At 40.8% G+C, this 22,294-nt stretch carries 15 protein-coding genes, 2 tRNA genes and 3 rRNA genes; 6 read left to right on the plus strand and 14 right to left on the minus strand.

Annotated features, from left to right (window positions below; all coding sequences use genetic code 11):
• Positions 1 to 13: 13 nt before the first annotated feature.
• The 11 genes from HWV01_RS18900 to gmhB all read right to left on the minus strand — a co-directional run bounded on the left by HWV01_RS18900 (position 14) and on the right by gmhB (position 13,416).
• Positions 14 to 217, minus strand: a complete 204-nt coding sequence (locus HWV01_RS18900; protein ID WP_211673006.1) for an MbtH family NRPS accessory protein — start codon at positions 215 to 217, stop codon at positions 14 to 16.
• 29 nt (positions 218 to 246) lie between these two features.
• On the minus strand, positions 247 to 1,902 hold the full coding sequence (locus tag HWV01_RS18905; RefSeq protein WP_211673007.1) for a multidrug ABC transporter permease/ATP-binding protein: 1,656 nt from the start codon (positions 1,900 to 1,902) through the stop codon (positions 247 to 249).
• 85 nt (positions 1,903 to 1,987) lie between these two features.
• The gene (gene fhuB / locus HWV01_RS18910; protein ID WP_211673008.1) at positions 1,988 to 3,964 is read right to left on the minus strand and encodes a Fe(3+)-hydroxamate ABC transporter permease FhuB; all 1,977 of its coding nucleotides are present in this window, start codon (positions 3,962 to 3,964) and stop codon (positions 1,988 to 1,990) included.
• Between the two features lies 1 nt (position 3,965).
• A complete protein-coding gene (locus HWV01_RS18915) occupies positions 3,966 to 4,841 on the minus strand; it encodes an ABC transporter substrate-binding protein (RefSeq protein WP_211673009.1) in 876 nt (291 codons plus the stop codon).
• Complete coding sequence (locus HWV01_RS18920) at positions 4,841 to 5,620, minus strand: ABC transporter ATP-binding protein (protein WP_211673010.1); 780 nt, start codon at positions 5,618 to 5,620, stop codon at positions 4,841 to 4,843. Before HWV01_RS18920 ends, HWV01_RS18915 begins: the two co-directional genes overlap by 1 nt.
• A gap of 1,687 nt (positions 5,621 to 7,307) precedes the next feature.
• Positions 7,308 to 7,384 (minus strand) — tRNA-Asp (locus HWV01_RS18925).
• 60 nt (positions 7,385 to 7,444) lie between these two features.
• Positions 7,445 to 7,560: ribosomal RNA gene (gene rrf, locus HWV01_RS18930) — 5S ribosomal RNA — on the minus strand.
• Positions 7,561 to 7,696: 136 nt separating this feature from the next.
• A 23S ribosomal RNA gene (locus HWV01_RS18935) occupies positions 7,697 to 10,590 on the minus strand.
• A gap of 220 nt (positions 10,591 to 10,810) precedes the next feature.
• A tRNA-Glu gene (locus HWV01_RS18940) sits at positions 10,811 to 10,886 on the minus strand.
• A gap of 119 nt (positions 10,887 to 11,005) precedes the next feature.
• A 16S ribosomal RNA gene (locus tag HWV01_RS18945) occupies positions 11,006 to 12,550 on the minus strand.
• The 16S, 23S and 5S rRNA genes sit together here with 2 tRNA genes alongside, the layout of an rRNA operon.
• A gap of 311 nt (positions 12,551 to 12,861) precedes the next feature.
• Positions 12,862 to 13,416: a D-glycero-beta-D-manno-heptose 1,7-bisphosphate 7-phosphatase gene (gmhB, locus tag HWV01_RS18950; protein ID WP_211673011.1), complete on the minus strand. Its 555-nt coding sequence runs from the start codon at positions 13,414 to 13,416 to the stop codon at positions 12,862 to 12,864.
• A gap of 269 nt (positions 13,417 to 13,685) precedes the next feature.
• Between gmhB and metN the strand changes: the two genes are divergently transcribed.
• The 6 genes from metN to HWV01_RS18980 all read left to right on the plus strand — a co-directional run bounded on the left by metN (position 13,686) and on the right by HWV01_RS18980 (position 19,075).
• Positions 13,686 to 14,720 carry a methionine ABC transporter ATP-binding protein MetN gene (metN, locus tag HWV01_RS18955; RefSeq protein WP_211673012.1) on the plus strand — a complete coding sequence of 345 codons (1,035 nt, stop codon included), beginning with the start codon at positions 13,686 to 13,688 and terminating at the stop codon, positions 14,718 to 14,720.
• Positions 14,710 to 15,366 carry a methionine ABC transporter permease gene (locus HWV01_RS18960; protein ID WP_211673013.1) on the plus strand — a complete coding sequence of 219 codons (657 nt, stop codon included), beginning with the start codon at positions 14,710 to 14,712 and terminating at the stop codon, positions 15,364 to 15,366. Before metN ends, HWV01_RS18960 begins: the two co-directional genes overlap by 11 nt.
• 31 nt (positions 15,367 to 15,397) lie before the next feature.
• The gene (gene metQ, locus HWV01_RS18965; RefSeq protein ID WP_211673014.1) at positions 15,398 to 16,204 is read left to right on the plus strand and encodes a methionine ABC transporter substrate-binding lipoprotein MetQ; all 807 of its coding nucleotides are present in this window, start codon (positions 15,398 to 15,400) and stop codon (positions 16,202 to 16,204) included.
• Positions 16,205 to 16,435: 231 nt separating this feature from the next.
• Positions 16,436 to 17,341, plus strand: coding sequence for a hypothetical protein (locus HWV01_RS18970; RefSeq protein ID WP_249185379.1), 906 nt, complete (start codon positions 16,436 to 16,438; stop codon positions 17,339 to 17,341).
• Positions 17,342 to 17,478: 137 nt separating this feature from the next.
• A complete protein-coding gene (locus HWV01_RS18975; protein WP_211673016.1) occupies positions 17,479 to 18,027 on the plus strand; it encodes a YtfJ family protein in 549 nt (182 codons plus the stop codon).
• 226 nt (positions 18,028 to 18,253) lie between these two features.
• Positions 18,254 to 19,075: a TIGR03899 family protein gene (locus HWV01_RS18980; RefSeq protein WP_211673017.1), complete on the plus strand. Its 822-nt coding sequence runs from the start codon at positions 18,254 to 18,256 to the stop codon at positions 19,073 to 19,075.
• 6 nt (positions 19,076 to 19,081) lie between these two features.
• Here the strand turns inward: HWV01_RS18980 and cysQ are convergent, their stop codons facing one another.
• The 3 genes from cysQ to HWV01_RS18995 all read right to left on the minus strand — a co-directional run bounded on the left by cysQ (position 19,082) and on the right by HWV01_RS18995 (position 22,293).
• Positions 19,082 to 19,858 (minus strand): 3'(2'),5'-bisphosphate nucleotidase CysQ, encoded by a 777-nt coding sequence (gene cysQ / locus HWV01_RS18985; RefSeq protein WP_211673018.1) that lies wholly within the window; start codon positions 19,856 to 19,858, stop codon positions 19,082 to 19,084.
• Positions 19,859 to 19,919: 61 nt separating this feature from the next.
• The gene (cysC, locus tag HWV01_RS18990) at positions 19,920 to 20,555 is read right to left on the minus strand and encodes an adenylyl-sulfate kinase (RefSeq protein WP_211673019.1); all 636 of its coding nucleotides are present in this window, start codon (positions 20,553 to 20,555) and stop codon (positions 19,920 to 19,922) included.
• A gap of 7 nt (positions 20,556 to 20,562) precedes the next feature.
• Positions 20,563 to 22,293, minus strand: coding sequence for an SLC13 family permease (locus HWV01_RS18995; protein ID WP_211673020.1), 1,731 nt, complete (start codon positions 22,291 to 22,293; stop codon positions 20,563 to 20,565).
• Position 22,294: the final 1 nt, after the last annotated feature.

Below are 22,294 nucleotides of genomic sequence, written 5' to 3' on the forward strand. Positions count from 1 at the left end.
ATTAATTCTATAATTATTCTGCTAACGCATCGCGTAAGTCTTTCGGACGTAAATCTGTCCACTCTTTATTAATATGCGCGAGACAAGTTTCTTTATTACCTTGTACACCCATCTCTTCCCATCCTTCGGGTATATCACGGTAGTTAGGCCAAATGCTGTATTGTTCCTGCGTATTTTTAACAACAAAAAAAACAGTGTCCTGATGATCTATACTCATACGATTCCCTTATTTATCCCGATAGAGATCTAACTAATGACTTGCTCAACAATCTGCTGAGCTTGATCCAACTCTCGATCATCTATTTCAATTAATTGACCGTTATCCATTTTGATAACTCGGTCTGCAATATTGAAATAACGATCATCATGTGTAATTGCAATAATTGTCTTACCTCGCTGTTTTAATAACGGTAAGATAGTTTGATAGAAAAAATGTCTAAAACGAGGGTCTTGATCCGCAGCCCATTCATCGAGCAATAAACAATCTCGTTGCTCAAGTACAGCCATCAATAAAGCCAAGCGTTTTCGTTGCCCCTGAGAGTAACGAACATCACTAAGTTTGCCGTCCTCATAACTGACTTTATGTTGCATTTCCAACATATTCATCCAATATTCAACTCGCTGGGGTTCAACGTTATTTCCTTCCGCATCAAGCAATTGATGGAAGAGATGAAAGTCAGTAAAGACCGCTGAAAATAATGTTCTATATTCATGCCAGGACGCAATGCTGACAGGCTGACCATCAATAATCACCTCACCTTTCTGCGGCCTATATAATCCTGTAAGTAGACGTGCAAATGTAGATTTACCGCTACCATTACCACCAATAATAAATATCAGTTGTCCTTGTTCAATCGTGAGATTTAATGGCCCTACAGAAAAAGCAGACTCATCCGTCTCCGATTGGTAAGTATATTCAACGCCCATAAATTGAAGCTGTTTAAAACCACTATAGGTATTACGTGATTCAGTGGCGAGATTGTCAGTATTAAGCGCTAATCTAGTTAATTTGTTCATCGATACATTTGCCGCGATCAATGCAGGTAAAGCGGCTACAGCAGACATTAAAGGCGAGCGCATGAACAAGATAACTAATGCAAAGGTTGAAGCAACTTCTAAGCTTGCCCAGTTCAAACCAACGGCGAGATAATAATTTAAACCGATCAATGCAAGTATCACGGTATTAGCAAGATTGCCCGCGAAGCCATTATGTATATCGGCTTTCGTGACTTGCTCGCAGTAAGCCTTAGCGTGCACATCAAACTCTTCATGAAAGAAACGCTGTGCACGCTTCGGGTTAAGCGCTAGCTCTTTTCGACCATCAATCATGGCTTGGTAATCCGCAAATAATTCATCATCATACTCACGAACTTGCTGTACATAATGACTGATCTTATACACCAACCAATAACCAATCAGCGCAGTCATGGATAACATAGCTAAACTAACCAAGAATAATGATGTCGAAAGAAATCCTAAATAAATCATCGCAAAGATAGCAAGCACAGCACCATAAACTAACTCTGGCAAGTGTACGAATGCGATCGTAATATTTCGAATATCCGTATTTAAAGACGCTAAAATGGATGAACCACCAATTTTTTCTAGTTGTTCAATATCAGTATTTAATAATTGCTGAACCAATTCATAACGTTTTTTATAGACAAAACGATGCCCTAAAATATGCAATGATACTTGTGCGGCCGTTGAAATCAGTAATAAACAAATTAGTAACATACCGAATTGCACAAGTAGCGTTACCAACTCACCGTCAGGGTTTAACAAGTGATGTTGAATAAACACAATCACACCGACGCTAAGTCCTGCACTACATAAACTCAACAGCATTACCGCAGACAATACCGAACCTTGTTTTGCCCCCAGCATCATGAGTAATTTCATAAAACATCCTTGCCATTAAACTAAATGATAATCACCTTTATTTCTATTCAAGGTGAAGCATAATTAAAGTACTAAATGCACGCTTTTATAAACGTCGCAGTCCCCACATAAGGTATAAACCGCCTATGATAGAAGCCATCAGACCTGCTGGTATCTCTTGTGGATAGAGTAATTGACGCCCAAGCCAATCCGCTAACAACATTAAGATCATACCAAACATACCAGCACTCAGAATATGCGAGCGGGCATTGTTAAAACCAAACAAACGTGCAATATGTGGTGCCATTAAACCGACAAAACTTAATGGGCCAACAACCAAGGTGGCAATCACTGTCAGCACTGCTACCAGTGTTAATAATATCAGTCGAGCACGATTAACATTGATACCTAAAGCTGCTGATTGCTCAGTACCAAGCGGTAAAACATCGAGCCATCGACTACAACTCAACGCAGTTATAGTAAGTACGACAGCAAAAACAACAATCATGACTAACGAATCCGCATCTACGTAATATGTGGACCCAGATAGCCAAGCAAGTACCTGATAACTGCGAGGGTCACCCCCAGCCAAAATAAAACTTTGAACGCCATCCATTAATGCTGTTATCGCCACGCCTGTGAGTAATAAACGTTCTGGCTGAAATCCACTGCGTCGGTTAAGTAAAATTAGCAATCCTAAGGTCAACATCGCACCGACGAGACCACCGAAATAAAGCCCTAGTTTAGTTGCGCCAAATCCAGAAAAAATGGCAATAATAAGGCCGAGTGCAGCACCAGAACTGACCCCCATAATTTCGGGGCTTGCCATTGGATTACCACTTAAACGCTGAATAATTGTCCCAGCTACTGCAAGCATGAGCCCGCCGGTAGCCGCACCAACCAGTCTTGGTATTCGCCACTCTAATAAGTCCCAATTATGCACACCAGTCAACCAAGTCCAGCCATCAATTTGTTGTCCAAATAAACTAAAAACAAACAACAAAACAAATGACAGGAAAAGTAATCCCAACATATGTTTCGCTGACAAATAACTTACGCAGGTACCACTTCTTGATAATAACCTTTGTGTTTGAGATTGAGATTTAAATTGTAATCGAGGTAAAAGCCATAATAATAAGGGAGCGCCTAAGATAGCTGTTGCGGCCCCCGTTGGGATAAGCATTGGCAGGATCCCAGGTAATTGTTGCAATAGCAGATCCGTGGCGCTTAATAATAATGCCCCAAGTATTGCAGACAATAGAATACGATGAGCAAAGCTTCTTACTCCTAACAAACGAACAAATGCAGGAGCCGCAAGGCCAATAAAACCAATAACACCAACTGTACTCACTACCCAAGCAGTTAATAAAACGGCTATCGTTAAAGTGATGATCCTTACTCTAGCTAATGACATACCTAAACTACGTGCACTTTCATCTGATAGCTCAAGTAAACTGAGAGGTCGCACAAAACAAAATGCAATAATAGTGGCCACGAGTAATCGGGGTGCTAAAAAAATCGCATCATCCCAACTACTTTGAACAAGTGAACCAGCCCCCCAGATCATCAAACCTTTAAGCTCTTCTTGATTCATTAGTAACAATACTGTAGCGAAAGAGCCACAATATAGATTTACCACTAAACCAGAAACGATAACTATTGATGGCGATAATGCCCTACGCCAAGCCAGCGAAAATACCACAAGCATAGTAAATAGTCCGCCCAACGTAGCAACAGCGGACGGTGACCACAATAATAATTGAGGAGCAAATAATGTTGCGAGTAATAAAGCTAAATTAGCACCACTTGCTACTCCTAATGTTGCAGGAGAAGCTAAAGGATTGCGTAAAACCTGCTGCATGAGAACACCAGCAACGGCTAAACCTGCACCTGCTAATAATGTCGTAACAAGACGTGGCCACCAACTAAAATGCAGCAGCACACTTTGCACAGAGTTAGGATTGAAGTACCACAGGCTTTCAATGCTCTCACGCCAAGGGCCAATATTCATTAACTGCCAAGCAGATAGGAATATAACAAAACAGAGTAAGCTAGTTGTTAATCTAATAGGCGTTACAGTCATCTTACTCTCCACTATTTTTAGCAACTAAATGAGAAGACAGTGCACGCACAAATAAGTCCGCAAAACGCGTAGCCGATGATAATGCACCAAAACTCCATACGGCAGGCATTCTTAACACGGGATAGTTTGATTCTTTACTCATAAATTGCCACAACTCATTATGCTCAAGCGCAGACTCAGTGCCAATTGGAAGAGGTTCAATAACAACAATTTGAGCGTCCATACCTACAAGTTCATTAATGCCAACCAAAGAAAAACCCCATTGATTAGTTGTTCCTTGCCAAGCACTCTCAATCCCTAATTCATTTACCGCTGTTTTATATAAACTATTATCACCAAATACACGTAAGTGATTCGCATCCATAAATTGCACCATCAGTACAGGGGGTAAATCACTCGGAACTTGCTGCTTTAATGCTAATATCTCATTACGCTTTTGAAGAATAAAATGTTCAGCCTCTTTTTCAACACCAATATTCATCGCAAGCTCTCTAGTCATACTCTCCATTGCCTGCCAATTCACATTACCCTTTTTGTATAAACCAATTTCAGTCACTTTTGTGATTTTTTGTAATTGCGGGGTCAATACGCTGAACATTGGCGAAATTAATATTTGAGTTGGAGCTAATTCTGCGAGTAGTTCTAAATTAGGCTGGGTGCGTAACCCTAGATCTAATACACCATTTGGTATTTTAGGTTCTTTAACCCAAGCGTTATAATCTTGTTTCTGAGCAATGCCTAAAGGAATGACACCTAAAGCAAGTAAGGTTTCGACGTGAGTCCAATCAATAGCAACAACTTTTAGGCTTCGAGACTCTTCAGCTGCATAACAAGTAAAGCTAGTAACTAACGCTAACATTAAAAAAATTGATTTCATTAATTACAAACCTTAGCGCAAGGCATTGCAACTGGATAACCGACTGAATGCTGCATAACAGCCATTGGAATGCCATAGATTTGCTCTAATGTTTCAGCTTCTAATAACTCATCAACGGAGCCATGTTTAAGCAGCTTCCCTGAATGCAATGCAATAATATGATCACAGAAACGAGCAGCCATATTGATATCATGTAGAACAATAATGACACCTAGATTCAACTCTTGGCTCAGTTTACGAATTAAGGTCAAAACTTCGATTTGATGTGCGATATCGAGTGCCGATAAAGGTTCATCCAGTAAAAGGTAACGGGTTTTTTGAGCCAATAACATAGCAAGCCAAACGCGTTGACGCTCACCACCAGATAACGTATCGACCAAGCGATCTCGATAGATCAGCGTATCTGTCAGCTCCATTGCGTTCTCAATGCAATCTTTATCTGTATCTGATAAACGGCCTAATAAACCATGCCAAGGGTAACGACCAAAACTAACAAGATCGTGACCACTAAGTGTATCGGTAGCAGGGAGGTGTTGTGGTAAATAAGCAATTTGACGAGCTAACTCTTTGTTAGACCACTTCACTAATGGTTTTTGATCTAATGTAACGAGACCATCTGTTGCGCTTTGTTGGTTTGCGAGAAGTTTAAGTAACGTTGATTTTCCAGATCCATTATGCCCAACCAAGGCATAAACTTTACCTTGTTCGAACTCCATTGTTAAATCGGATAAAAGATTGCGTTCACTAATGTTAAAACTCAATCGTTGTGCTTTAAGCATAAAAGTCACTTCCTGTAACAATAGATTAATAAGGTATATAGAGGGGAAAAACAATAATCTAAATGAGAATGATTGTCAATTCGATTGGCTCTAGTAAAATAAACCTATATATCAGTCTTATATAGTTATTTATTTATCAGAAGTTTAAGCCTCTTATTTATAACGGGAAACAAACACAAACTAAAATTAATATTTTCATCTAAAAAAAGAGGCATTATTGTTATTTTAATAATGTTAAATATAATATTAGATACGAAAATTAGAGTAATTGAACTAGTTAATGAAAAGTAAGGATTCATAAAAAATAGTTACATAAAAGTGTTATTAACCATATAAACACTATATTTAGGCACTATCGTTTGTTAAAAGCTGTTTATGTATTTTCAATATATTATAAAAATATTTATCATCAGTAAATTATAGGTGCTTATCTTTTTATAAACCACAACACGTGCCCCGGCATGATTCGCCACTTATATTTTAATAAATAGTCTAATCAACTGAATACGACTCATACGAACGAGCGCTCCGCACAATCTGCTCGATACTTATCACTGAATTTCAGGCACAAAAAAAGCCTCTATTTCTAACAAAAAGTTTTCGATTCAGGCTTTCGTTGTTGTTGGCAAAGAGAAAGCGGACGGTTTTCTAAAAACACAACCCGAGAAGCCTTCGACAGCGTGACAGGCCGCTTATGTTTTTATAAAGAGTCTAACCAACTGAATACGACTCATACGAACGACCGCTCCGAACAATCTGTATTTTTGTATCCTGAATTTCAGGCACAAAAAAAGCCTCTATTTCTAACAAAAGGTTTTCGATTCAGGCTTTCGTTGTTGTTGGCAAAGAGAAAGCGGACGGTTTTCTACAAACACAACCCGCGAAGCCTTCGACAGCGTGACAGGCCGCTTATGTTTTTATAAAGAGTCTAACCAACTGAATACGACTCATACGAACGACCGCTCCGAACAATCTGTATTTTTGTATCCTGAATTTCAGGCACAAAAAAAGCCTCGATTTCTAACAAAAAGTTTTCTATTCAGGCTTTCGTTGTTTGTTGACAAAGAGAAAGCGGACGGCTTTCTACAAACCACAACCCGCGTTCCCCGGCGTGACAGGCCGCTTATGTTTTTATAAAGAGTCTAACCAACTGAATACGACTCATACGAACGACCGCTCCGAACAATCTGTATTTTTGTATCCTGAATTTCAGGCACAAAAAAAGCCTCGATTTCTAACAAAAAGTTTTCTATTCAGGCTTTCGTTGTTTGTTGACAAAGAGAAAGCGGACGGCTTTCTACAAACCACAACCCGCGTTCCCCGGCGTGACAGGCCGCTTATGTTTTTATAAAGAGTCTAACCAACTGAATACGACTCATACGAACGACCGCTCCGAACAATCTGTATTTTTGTATCCTGAATTTCAGGCACAAAAAAAGCCTCGATTTCTAACAAAAAGTTTTCGATTCAGGCTTTCGTTGTTTGTTGACAAAGAGAAAGCGGACGGCTTTCTACAAACCACAACCCGCGATCCCCGGCGTGACAGGCCTCTTATGTTTTTATAAAGAGTCTAACCAACTGAATACGACTCATACGAACGACCGCTCCGAACAATCTGTATTTTTGTATCCTGAATTTCAGGCACAAAAAAAGCCTGAATCTTTCGATTCAGGCTTTCGTTGTTTGTTGGCGGAGTGGACGGGACTCGAACCCGCGACCCCCGGCGTGACAGGCCGGTATTCTAACCAACTGAACTACCACTCCGCACAATCTGTGCTAATGTTTCCATCAGTCTTAATTTATAGTCTCTCGACGTTGTTTGGCGCTTGGCGATGCCCTACTCTCACATGGGGAAGCCCCACACTACCATCGGCGTTATTACGTTTCACTACTGAGTTCGGAATGGGATCAGGTGGTACCGCAACACTATGGTCACCAAGCAAATTTGGTTTGCTTTCTATATAGAAACTTACGTTTCATTTTAAATCTGAAAAGCTATAAATAAAGAAGTCTTTAAAACATAAAGTGTTCTGTCTATTCTTAAGTCGTATTTCAATTAATCATACTTTAATTTGTATGGTTAAGCCTCACGGGTAATTAGTACAAGTTAGCTCAATGCCTCACAGCACTTACACACCTTGCCTATCAACGTTGTAGTCTCCAACGGCCCTTCAGGGAGCTTAAAGCTCCAGTGAGAACTCATCTCGAGGCCTGCTTCCCGCTTAGATGCTTTCAGCGGTTATCAGTTCCGAACTTAGCTACCGGGCAATGCTATTGGCATAACAACCCGAACACCAGTGGTTCGTCCACTCCGGTCCTCTCGTACTAGGAGCAGCTCCTCTCAATTCTCAAACGCCCACGGCAGATAGGGACCGAACTGTCTCACGACGTTCTAAACCCAGCTCGCGTACCACTTTAAATGGCGAACAGCCATACCCTTGGGACCAACTTCAGCCCCAGGATGTGATGAGCCGACATCGAGGTGCCAAACACCGCCGTCGATATGAACTCTTGGGCGGTATCAGCCTGTTATCCCCGGAGTACCTTTTATCCGTTGAGCGATGGCCCTTCCATTCAGAACCACCGGATCACTAAGACCTACTTTCGTACCTGCTCGACGTGTCTGTCTCGCAGTTAAGCTGGCTTATGCCTTTGCACTAACCACATGATGTCCAACCATGTTTAGCCAACCTTCGTGCTCCTCCGTTACTCTTTGGGAGGAGACCGCCCCAGTCAAACTACCCACCAGACACTGTCCGCAACCCCGATAAGGGGCCTACGTTAGAACATCAAACGTACAAGGGTGGTATTTCAAGGTTGACTCCACATCATCTAGCGACAATGCTTCAACGTCTCCCACCTATCCTACACATGTAGGTTCAATGTTCAGTGCCAAGCTATAGTAAAGGTTCACGGGGTCTTTCCGTCTAGCCGCGGGTACACTGCATCTTAACAGCGATTTCAATTTCACTGAGTCTCGGGTGGAGACAGCGTGGCCATCATTACGCCATTCGTGCAGGTCGGAACTTACCCGACAAGGAATTTCGCTACCTTAGGACCGTTATAGTTACGGCCGCCGTTTACCGGGGCTTCGATCATGAGCTTCGACCTAAGTCTAACCCAATCAATTAACCTTCCGGCACCGGGCAGGCGTCACACCGTATACGTCATCTTTCGATTTTGCACAGTGCTGTGTTTTTAATAAACAGTTGCAGCCACCATTTCTCTGCGACCAACAATAGCTTACGGAGCAAGTCCTTCACCATCATTGGCGTACCTTCTCCCGAAGTTACGGTACCATTTTGCCTAGTTCCTTCACCCGAGTTCTCTCAAGCGCCTTAGTATTCTCTACCTAACCACCTGTGTCGGTTTGGGGTACGATTCTCTTATATCTGAAGCTTAGAGGTTTTTCCTGGAAGCCGGGTATCAACTACTTCATCTCCGTAGAGACTCGTCATCAGTTCTCAGCCTTAATGTACGCCCGGATTTACCTAAGCATACAGCCTACAACCTTAAACATGGACAACCATCGCCATGCTAGCCTAACCTTCTCCGTCACCCCATCGCAATATAAGTGAGTACAGGAATATTAACCTGTTTCCCATCGACTACGCCTTTCGGCCTCGCCTTAGGGGTCGACTCACCCTGCCCCGATTAACGTTGGACAGGAACCCTTGGTCTTTCGGCGTGGAGGTTTTTCACCCCCATTATCGTTACTCATGTCAACATTCGCACTTCTGATACCTCCAGCAAGCTTCTCAACTCACCTTCGACGGCTTACAGAACGCTCCTCTACCATGCAAAGAACAAGTCTTTGCATCCGTAGCTTCGGTGGTATGTTTAGCCCCGTTAAATCTTCCGCGCAGACCGACTCGACCAGTGAGCTATTACGCTTTCTTTAAAAGATGGCTGCTTCTAAGCCAACTTCCTGGCTGTCTGAGCCTTTCCACATCGTTTCCCACTTAACATACACTTTGGGACCTTAGCTGACGGTCTGGGTTGTTTCCCTTTCCACGACGGACGTTAGCACCCGCCGTGTGTCTCCCGCGATTGAACTTATTGGTATTCGGAGTTTGCAAAGGGTTGGTAAGTCGGGATGACCCCCTAGCCTTAACAGTGCTCTACCCCCAATAGTTAGACGCGAGGCGCTACCTAAATAGCTTTCGAGGAGAACCAGCTATCTCCCGGTTTGATTGGCCTTTCACCCCCAGCCACAAGTCATCCGCTAATTTTTCAACATTAGTCGGTTCGGTCCTCCAGTTGATGTTACTCAACCTTCAACCTGCCCATGGCTAGATCACCGGGTTTCGGGTCTAATCCCAGCAACTATTCGCGCAGTTAACACTCGGTTTCCCTACGGCTCCGCTATTCGCTTAACCTTGCTACTGAAATTAAGTCGTTGACCCATTATACAAAAGGTACGCAGTCACAGAACAAGTCTGCTCCCACTGCTTGTACGTATACGGTTTCAGGTTCTATTTCACTCCCCTCACAGGGGTTCTTTTCGCCTTTCCCTCACGGTACTGGTTCACTATCGGTCAGTCAGTAGTATTTAGCCTTGGAAGATGGTCCTCCCATATTCAAACAGCATATCACGTGTGCCGTCCTACTCGATTTCACAGTAAGGTCGTTTTCATGTACGGGACTATCACCCTGTATCGTGAAACTTTCCAGAATCTTCCACTAACTTCCAAACTGCTTAAGGGCTAGACCCCGTTCGCTCGCCGCTACTAAGGGTATCTCTATTGATTTCTTTTCCTCGGGGTACTTAGATGTTTCAGTTCTCCCGGTTCGCTTCGTAACGCTATGTATTCACGTTACGATACTCTACAAAGTAGAGTGGGTTCCCCCATTCGGAAATCTGTGGATTAACGCTTTTTATCAACTCCCCACAGCTTAACGCAGATTAACACGTCCTTCATCGCCTCTGACTGCCTAGGCATCCACCGTATACGCTTAGTCACTTAACCATACAATCTAAAGTCGACCGTACAATTGAAATAACTAGGTATTATCTAGTTTTTTTCGCCTCAAGAATACTCAAGAACACTATATTGTTATTACCGAAGTAATAACGTGTTTTAAGAACTTCTTTATTTATTCAGCTTTCCAAATTTTTAAAGAGCAATTTGCTAAAAAGCAAAGATAAGCATTAACTGCTTAGCTTTGATTTTTAATCAGAAAGAAAAGTGGTATCCCGTACGAGATTTGAACTCGTGTTACCGCCGTGAAAGGGCGGTGTCCTAGGCCTCTAGACGAACGGGACACTATTTACTTTCTACGTTTGGATTTCATCCCAAACGTTGTCTTATTTTCATAAGACTGTCTTTAACGTTTCTATTCAAGCAATTTGTGTGGGCACTTACAAAAACTAACAACTTTACGTAAGGAGGTGATCCAGCCCCAGGTTCCCCTAGGGCTACCTTGTTACGACTTCACCCCAGTCATGAACCACACCGTGGTCATCGCCCTCCCGAAGGTTAAGCTAATGACTTCTGGTGCAGCCCACTCCCATGGTGTGACGGGCGGTGTGTACAAGGCCCGGGAACGTATTCACCGTGACATTCTGATTCACGATTACTAGCGATTCCGACTTCATGGGGTCGAGTTGCAGACCCCAATCCGGACTACGACGCACTTTATGGGATTCGCTTACCATTGCTGGTTTGCAGCCCTTTGTATGCGCCATTGTAGCACGTGTGTAGCCCTACTCGTAAGGGCCATGATGACTTGACGTCGTCCCCACCTTCCTCCGGTTTATCACCGGCAGTCTCCTTAGAGTTCCCACCATTACGTGCTGGCAAATAAGGATAAGGGTTGCGCTCGTTGCGGGACTTAACCCAACATTTCACAACACGAGCTGACGACAGCCATGCAGCACCTGTCTCATAGTTCCCGAAGGCACCAATTCATCTCTGAAAAGTTCTATGGATGTCAAGAGTAGGTAAGGTTCTTCGCGTTGCATCGAATTAAACCACATGCTCCACCGCTTGTGCGGGCCCCCGTCAATTCATTTGAGTTTTAACCTTGCGGCCGTACTCCCCAGGCGGTCTACTTAATGCGTTAGCTTAAGAGCCCAGTTCTCAAGGAACCAAACTCCGAGTAGACATCGTTTACGGCGTGGACTACCGGGGTATCTAATCCCGTTTGCTACCCACGCTTTCGCATCTGAGCGTCAGTTACTTGCCAGGTGGCCGCCTTCGCCACTGGTATTCCTTCAGATCTCTACGCATTTCACCGCTACACCTGAAATTCTACCACCCTCTCAAGAACTCTAGTTTGCCAGTTCGAAATGCAGTTCCCAGGTTGAGCCCGGGGCTTTCACATCTCGCTTAACAAACCGCCTGCATGCGCTTTACGCCCAGTAATTCCGATTAACGCTTGCACCCTCCGTATTACCGCGGCTGCTGGCACGGAGTTAGCCGGTGCTTCTTCTGCGAGTAACGTCACAGTAGCAGAGTATTAATCTACTACCTTTCCTCCTCGCTGAAAGTACTTTACAACCCTAAGGCCTTCTTCATACACGCGGTATGGCTGCATCAGGGTTTCCCCCATTGTGCAATATTCCCCACTGCTGCCTCCCGTAGGAGTCTGGACCGTGTCTCAGTTCCAGTGTGGCTGATCATCCTCTCAGACCAGCTAGGGATCGTCGCCTTGGTGAGCTCTTACCTCACCAACAAGCTAATCCCACTTGGGCTCATCTAGTCGCGAGAGCTTTCAAGAAGAGGCCCCCTTTCACCCGTAGGTCGTATGCGGTATTAGCAGTCGTTTCCAACTGTTGTCCCCCTCGACTAGGCAGATTCCCAAGCATTACTCACCCGTCCGCCGCTCGACGCCAGAATAGCAAGCTATTCTTCGTTTCCGCTCGACTTGCATGTGTTAAGCCTACCGCCAGCGTTCAATCTGAGCCATGATCAAACTCTTCAATTAAAAGTTTTTGACTAATCGCCTAAGCGATTAAGTCGGCTCAATGAATTCTGTACTTCAACAACAAACCGAAGTTTGTTGTTTATAAAACCAAATCTTTCGATTTAATTTAATGTTCACAATTACATTGATATAATTTTTGGTCATTATATCTCTGCAAGTGCTCACACAGATTGCTTGAATAAATTGTTAAAGAGCATACTTAGCGGCTGCTGCCGTGTCAGTGGGGTGGATTATAGAGAACTACGCTTTATAGGCAAGGCTTTTTCTTAAAAAAAACGAAACTGCTCAAATAACAACCAATAAGTGTCAATTTAGTCGTTAACTATCGATTTAGCCGCAGATAATAGGTCTGTAAACACAGCATCCGCTGCTTCTGCACCTTTTTCACATAGCTCTTTACCCGTCGACACCAAATAATTGGCTTTGAGCTGTGATTTTTGACCAGCCTGAATATCAGATAGTTTATCACCCACTAAATACGAGTTAGCAAAATCAATATCTAGCTCTTTACCTGCGCTATCTAACATACCTGTATTTGGCTTACGGCATAAACAATCTTGCTTATAATCACCAATACCTTTTTCGGGATGATGAGGACAATAATAAATACCATCAAGATCGACACCCCGATCGGCAAGTGACCAATCCATCCATTCCGTGAGCGTCATAAATTCATCTTCAGTATAATAACCTCGTGCGATACCAGACTGATTTGTTATTACAACTAATAGATAACCATGCGCCTTCAATAGTTGCATTGCTTCAATACTGCCATCAATGAATTCAAAATCATCAATTTGTGAAACATAACCTTTATCTTTATTAATCACACCATCACGGTCTAAGAATACAGCTGCAGTTGCCACTATTATTACCTTTATTATCAATCATTCTAATTGCACATTATTTCACGTCATAAAAATTACGCAATCCATACCTTTACATGTAAATGGAAACCTAAGCGATTAAAACTACCTCAATAGAAATAAAACACAGTTTAGCCATCTAGATGTAAAAAAGGCCATTGACTTTGAGCAACTAAATAACTAGCATATGTATCCAGTTGTTACTCATAAATGAAGAATTAATATCTAATCTTATATATCAATTTTTACTTTTCGTTTTAGGCGTTGAAATGATTAAATTAACAAATATAAATAAAATATTTGAAACTACAGACAAACCTGTTTATGCCTTGAGAGACGTTAACCTAAACGTCGAAAAAGGTGAGATATTCGGTGTTATAGGTTCATCAGGTGCGGGTAAAAGTACCCTTATTCGTTGTGTAAACTTACTTGAAACTCCAACATCGGGATCAATTCAGCTTGATGGCGTTGAACTAACTCAACTAAATAAAGCAGAACTATGTACTGCACGACGCCAAATCGGCATGATATTTCAACATTTCAATTTATTATCGTCTCGAACTGTATTTGATAATGTAGCATTACCGCTGGAATTAGCAGGTATTGATAAAGCCGAGATCAATAACAAAATTACACCACTGCTTGAGTTAGTTGGCTTATCAACAAAACATAAAGCTTACCCTTCGGAATTAAGTGGCGGTCAAAAACAGCGTGTGGCGATTGCGCGAGCATTAGCTTCAGAACCTAAAGTACTGCTGTGCGATGAAGCAACATCAGCACTTGACCCGAGTACAACAAAATCAATTTTAGCTCTATTAAAAAATATTAATGCACGACTAGGCCTGACGATTCTACTTATCACGCACGAAATGGAAGTCGTTAAAAATATCTGCCATAAAGTTGCGATCATTGATAAAGGCGAATTGATTGAACAAAATACGGTAGCGAAGTTCTTTGCTAATCCAGAAACAGAATTAGCACAAATATTTATTGAAGCAACGATAAACCTAGAAATTCCTGATGAGTATAAACAACGATTATCGTTAAATAGAAAAGAAAACTCAACGCCATTAGTACGTCTTGGGTTCACTGGTAACAGTGTTGACTCAGCTGTTATTTCAGAAGTAAGTCGTACATTAAATGTTGATGTGAACATTTTAAGTGCCGATATTGAATTTGCTGGCGGCATCAAGTTCGGTTATATGCTTGCCGAGCTTATTGGTAATAAAGAAAACACTCTTGCAGCCAAAGCATTTTTCCAACAACACGCAGTTAATGTAGAGGTTATCGGTTATGTCGACTGAGCAAATGATTAATTTACTTTTTACCGCAACGATTGAAACACTCGTGATGGTCGGTATTGCCGCTGCAATTGCATGTTTATTGGGAATGCCAACAGGGATCCTATTGCATGTAACAAAAACCAACGGTATTTTAGAAAACAAAAAATTAAATAATGTATTAAGTGTGATTGTAAATGTAGGTCGTTCAGTACCTTTCATTATTTTACTTGTTGCAATCATTCCGTTTACACGTCTAATTGTCGGATCATCAATCGGCACTGGCGCAATGATCGTTCCACTAACAGTTGCTTCAATCCCTTTTATTGCTCGATTAATTGAAGGTGCATTATTAGATGTGCCAGCAGGGCTAGTCGAAGCAGCGCAAACAATGGGCGCGACACCACTACAGATTATAATGAAAGTGTTAATCCCAGAAGCAATGCCAGGAATTATTAATAGCATCACAATCACGTTAGTAACACTTGTAAACTACTCAGCAATGGCGGGTACTGTCGGCGGCGGCGGCCTAGGCGATGTTGGTATTCAGCATGGCTACATTGGCTTTAACCCTACTATTATTCTAATTACAGTAATCTTACTGGTGATCATCGTACAAATTATTCAATCAGTCGGTGAACGCTTAATAAGTAAAGTCGACCACAGATAATAAACTTTAACAACTCAAGGAAATATTAATCATGGAATTTTCACTAAAGAAATTAGTATCAGTAACAGCAATTGCATCAAGTGTGTTATTAAGTGCATGTAGTGGCGACAAAGACTCAACAGTATTAAAAGTGGGCGCAATGGCTGGCCCTGAAGCAGAAGTCATTGAGATTGCAAAAAAAATTGCTAAAGAGAAATACGATCTAGACATTGAAATAGTCACGTTTACGGATTATGTAACACCAAACAGAGCACTTGAAGAAGGCAGTATTGATGTAAATGCTTTCCAACATAAACCTTATCTAGATGCACAAATCGAACAACGTGGTTACGATATTACAGCAGTAGCAAACACATTTGTTTATCCAATTGCGGCATACTCAGCATCAATCAAGCGTGTTGACGAGCTTAAAGAAGGTAATAAAATTGCAGTACCAAATGATCCAACTAACCTAGGCCGCTCATTATTATTACTTGAGCAACAAGGTATCATCGCACTTAAAGCTGGCGCGGGTATTAAAGCTACAGAATTAGACATTACTGCGAATCCATTTGGTGTTGAGATTATAAAATTAGAGGCTGCGCTATTAGCGCGTAACTTACAAGACGTAACAATAGCGGTTATCAACACCACATTTGCAACTAAGATTGGTTTATCGCCAACTAAAGATGGCATCTTCGTTGAAAATAAAGAATCTCCATACGTAAATTTAATTGTTGCTCGTAACGACAATAAAGATTCAGAGAAAGTAAAACAATTCATCGCGGCGTTCCAAACTCAAGAAGTGTATGACGAAGCTAAAAAACTATTTAACAATTCAATCGTAAAAGGCTGGTAATTAGCGGCTACGCAAACGACCTGTGCGATAACAGGTCTAAATAGTTATAATAAGGTGTGGTTGGTAACAAAATTTATTCTGTATTATTTTTGATATCAATCACATTTTCTACCAAGCTTAGTGAATAGCTCATCATCAGAGATTCATTAAATGCCCAACCCTTTATTGAACAACGCATCTCTGTGGCCCTCTATAACCACAAGCATAATAATTTTCCTTTCTGTACCGGTAATGGCCTCTATCTCTGGTGATACAGATGAACGCAACAACCTTTCCTCTTCTCCCCTAATCAACTTACCGAACAATGAAATAAATTCATTTTCGATTAATTGGCAGTGGACTGATAGCAAAGGAAAGAGCTTAAAGATAAAATCATTTTTTGATACCGATATTGTTGAGACATCATTATTAGACAGTTATAAATTGTCCTTTTCATTGAGTTATCCAATCAAAGCTATTCATACCTACTTAACGCCAAGACTAGAATTTGCTATCGACCGTATTAATTTTTACACGCCAGATGATCAAAAAAAAATAAAAGACATACAATACGCATTTACCAATAAAGACGAAAGTAATGCCTCACAATTATTTTGGCAGGCCTACAATCAATATCAAAACGATGCCTTTTATCACTTAAAAATAACCCCTTGCGTGCATCCAGATGATGAAGATTTACCTTGCGTTAGACCGAATTACTCTCAACTGTTTTATGAGTATAGGGCATACCTAAAAGATATTGCGACACAACTCGCCAACCAGCAGTCAGTTGACTCAGCGGTCAAAAATGCACAGTATTGGGTTTATGCTATCCCAGACAGAGAAGAGCATAAGAATAGTTTCTTCTCTCCAATTAGTGTCTTAAAAAGCAATGAAGCAGACAGTGATGAAAAAGCCCTATTATTAGCGGCACTGATTAGTCAACTCGCACCTGAATATGAACTTTTCATGCTTTATCCATCAGACAGTATTGGTAGTGTGTCACCCGTATGGCTAACCATTGATAGTAAAAGCGGCGTAAAAGGCCAACAAATCATAATTAATCAAAATCAATATACTGTCATATTAGGGTCAAAAGTAAAATTAGATAAAATATTATCGTCTGACACAGAATTGATTAGTGAATCATTATATTGACCACAAATTTATACTTTAGTAATCAAAAATCTTTGAAAATAGAATAACATATGAAAATAATATAACTCGATATGGCTGGTTAATAGACTATCGGCTTAAACGTTCACATTAATTTCATATTTAAAAGGATAAAAATAATGAAAAAAATACTGACGGCTATTACGCTATCACTCGCCTCTTTTGTCGCTTTAAGCCATAACCTCACGTTGGGAGAAAATGTTCCCCAAGTTACAATCAAAGATAAAGGTTATGTAGCTCTAGTCGAAGGTGAATTCGAATATCGCCAGTGGTCTACTGCCGAGTTACATAATAAGGTTATTTTAATTCAGCATATTGCAGGACGCACATCAGCTAAGGACTTGAATGAGCCAATGATTGATGCATTGAAAAAATCTGATTTCCCATTCGAGAAATACAATACTGCTACGCTAGTGAATTTAGACGAAGCGATTTGGGGTACTGGCGCGATTGTAGCGAGCCAATTGAGATCAAACAAAGAAGAATTTCCCGATGCAATCTTTGTTCTTGATGAAGACGGTGATATTCGTAATAAGTGGGGTCTAACTGAAAAAAGTTCTGCGATCATTTTATTAGATCAAGCAGGCAAGATTTTATATGTCAAAGACGGTGAGATGAATCCAACAGAGATCGATACTGTGATTGGTCTTATCAACGCCTATATATAATATTAGTATCTAAATAGCCTTCAAAATTTTAGATATACCATACGAAGGACGAGTAGAAGTAGACTTTTTATTACCGTACTCGTCCAAGTGACTTTAAAATATAAACTAGTATAAAAATATCCTCGCTAGCCAGCAATTTTACATATCAAAACAATACATTCAGGCCTATATCAGGTATAAATAAAAGCTTATAACCCTTAATCTGAATACACGGCTAGGTTTTGCTATGTCTGGAAATGATACCAGTATAAATAAAGTTGAATCGAATATTTTAAACAGTATTCAACAATTAAGAAAAGTCTCTAAAGATAGAGGCATTGACGGTATGTTAACAGTAAACAAGCACACCACATTTGAACACAGAGCAATCCAACGTCTTAATCAAGAAAAAATAAAACAACAACAAAATTTAGAAAGCATTGTTGTTCGCGCCAATAATTTTTGTGACGATGTCACCAGCGAAGTTATTGACCCAGACTGGCTCAGTGCTTTTATGTCAATGGCAAAAGATATTTCAGGGCCTCATATGCAAACATTATGGGGTAAAATTTTTGCGTTAGAATTAAGCCATTCCGGCAGTTTCTCAGTAAAGTCACTACGTACACTCAATCAAATGACCCAACGTGAAGCTCAAATGTTTCAGTCTGCCTGTAACTTAAGTTCTCAAGTGGGTTATGACACTAACCGTAAAATTATTCTTAACTGCCAAAATAATAACAAAAGTTTCTTATTATTTAATAAGCCGCAATTTAAATCGATTAACTTAGGTCGACACAAACTACCTTACAGCAGCTTTTTAACCTTATCTGAATTGGGATTAATTCATAACAATGAATTAGAAATGGTCAATCTCCCACGAGATAAAGACTTACCGATAAGCTACGGGGAAGAAAAATTAACGGTAAAAGTAAAAAGCAGTTCATCAAGAGTAAAGTATTATCGCTTTACTCATATTGGTGATGAGCTGGCTAAACTCATCCCTCATGAGAATAACCATGAATATTTTTCTGAGCTAACCAATCATTTACATAACGCATTTTATTTTTAAACAAGGCTATTTAGCGACAACAAAAAACGGGTTTAATACTGATTCCTGGTGGTTATACAATAAAGGCGAACCATCAAGTTGTACTACTTTTGCACCAGCCGCACAAGCAACAGCATGTCCAGCACCAGTATCCCACCAACAAGTGGGGCCTAATCGTGGATAACAATGCGCACTCCCTTCAGCAATCAAACAAAACTTCAATGAACTACCAACCGGTATAATATCTGTTTCTTTATAACGTGCTAAATACAATGCAATTTCAGGACTTGCATGAGAACGGGAACCGACCACTTTAACAGTTTCATTATTAGGAACTGGTAATGCAGCTAACTTAACGGTTTCGCCACCATGTAATAAAAAAGCGCCGTCAGTATTCGTATAATAGAGCTTATCTAATACAGGTGCATAGACAACACCTAATATAGGTTGCTGATTGTGGATCAAGGCGATATTAACGGTAAACTCACCATTACGTTTAATAAACTCTTTAGTGCCATCGAGCGGATCAACAAGCCAAAATGTTTGCCATTGCTTTCGCTCATCCCAAGGGATATTTGCACCCTCTTCCGACAAAATTGGGATATCAGGTGTGATAGTGAGTAAGCTAGCAACAATAATGTCATTCGCTGCAATATCGGCTTCTGTCACTGGTGAGTTATCATCTTTGGTATCAACCTTAAAATCGCGCTGATAAATCGTTAATATCTCTTGTCCCGCTGCAACAGCAATATCATTAACCTGACTGACTAAATGATCGATTGAACTCTCTATTGAACTATCCATTTATTCGCTACGACTCCCTTACTGACAAACGATTTTTTTATAAACTATTACTTATAAAAAATTACTTAATATGACCTTGCTGTGAAAGATAAGTCACTATCTGTTGAACTGAGGTTGATACTGGATTATTCCCATTATCTAAGTACAGTTCTGGTTTACTTGGTGCTTCATAAACAGAATCAATACCGGTAAAATTCTTGATCTCACCTGCCCGCGCTTTTTTATAAAGTCCCTTCGGATCACGCTGCTCACAAACCGTAAGGTCCGCATCGACATGTATTTCGATAAACTCACTGTCACCCAATAATGAACGAACTAAATCACGCTCTTGACGGTGTGGGGAAATAAAGGCAGTTAATACAATAACACCTGCATCAACCATTAACTTCGCCACTTCTCCCACTCTGCGAATATTTTCTTTACGGTCATCATCGCTAAACCCCAGATCGCCACATAAACCAAAACGCACATTATCGCCGTCTAACAAGTACGTATGATAACCCGCTTTATGTAATTCATTCTCTAATGCGCCCGCCACAGTCGACTTGCCAGAGCCACTTAAGCCCGTAAACCACAATACACAGGGTTGCTGTTGTTTATTCGCTGCTCTTGCTGCTTTATCTACAGTATGTTTATGCCACACGATGTTTTCAGTCGCTGCTGTATCAGCATTACTTTCATTAATAATTCTTGTCATTACATGCTCACAAATAAAATGGGAATACATATGGAATCATTACTAATACCATAGAGGAATAAGCAATCGATGTCGGAACACCGAGTTTAAGGTAGTCAGATAGCGCATAATTTCCTGCACTATAAACCATTAGATTGGTTTGATAACCGTAAGGCGAAATAAAGCTGGCACTAGCACCAAAGATAACCGCCATGATGAAAGGTAATTCACTCACCCCATAACTTTGTGCCAAGCTAAATGCAATTGGGAATGCCAATGCAGCAGCGGCATTATTGGTGATTAATTCACTTAATAATAATGTTGCAAAATAAGTAGCAATAAACGCAGCCAATACCCCCCAGCCATTAAAAGCCTGTATTAAAGATCCCGCTAATAAGTCTGAAACACCACTGGTTTGTAGCATGTTCGATAGCGCTAATGCACTACCTACGACAATCCAAAGATCAAGGGGCAAACGTCTACGGATCTCTTGTAAGGATAAAGTACCACTCATGCAAAGCAGTAATACGAATATAACTAAACCTTTTAATAACGGTAATGTGCCCGTTAGTGCTAAAGCAATCGTGACAACAAATCCAGCTAATACGCCAATACTACGTTTATCACTTAAACGTGTGGCAGCATCTAAACCACTGACAACGACAAAATCACGACTCAAATCTTTACTGTTTTTAAACTCGGCTCCCGGTGCTAATAATAAGGTATCGCCAGCACGTAAACGCACATTACCTAAGCCTCCGCGTAAAGGACTATGCCCACGGCGAATAGCTACTACCACAGAATCAAAATGTTCTCTGAATTTACTTTCTTTTAAGGTTAAGCCATTTAATTTTGAAGAATGACTGACGATCACTTCAACAAGATGTTGACCATTCAGTTCACCTTGACCAAATAACTTCAGCCCTTTAATATCTTGCAGTACTCCGACAGAATCAACGTCACCACAAAACAGAAGTTGATCATTCGCTTGTAATACTTCGTCTGGGCAGACGGGACAAATCACGTCGCCATTTCGTTGTATTTCGGCAAGGTATAACTGTTTTAGCGCACGTAGATTGTTTTCAGCAATGGTTTTTCCAACCAGATTTGAATTAGGTTTTACACGTGCTTCTAAAAAATAAACTAACTCTTCACTCTCATCTTGGGTATGGTCGGGTAACCGATGACTCATGGTAATTAATACGACCATGCCTGCAGCAAAACCAGCTAAACCGATAATCGAAAATTCAAAAAAACCCAATGAGGGAAGCCCTGCATCAACCACAAAACTATTCACAATCAGATTTGTCGATGTACCAATTAGCGTCAGTGTGCCACCAAAGATCGCAGCATAGGAAAGTGGAATAAGTAATTTCGTGGGTGCATGGGTATTGTTACGCTTCACTGCACCAATTAACGACGCAACAACAGCGGTATTATTGGTAAAAGAAGAGAGTAAAGCGGTAGAAATACCGAGTTTAGCCACCACAACCGTAAAACGGCCCGTGGATAACTGCCGTCCTATCCAGCTAATTAGACGCGTTTTTTCAATCGTAATCGAAATAAGCAATAATAAAATTAATGTGATAAGAGAAGGATTGGTAAATCCAGCCATGACTTGTGGCATTTCAATAAAGCCAGACAAGTAAGCTAAAATAACCATCCCACCAAATAAACTCGATGGTCGAAACTTACCTGAGATAAGTAAACCAATAAAGATCACTAGTGAGACTAAAATGCTTCCCTGTATCACATTCATA

It is taken from the genome of Moritella sp. 5 (genome assembly GCF_018219455.1).
Lineage (GTDB): Bacteria > Pseudomonadota > Gammaproteobacteria > Enterobacterales > Moritellaceae > Moritella.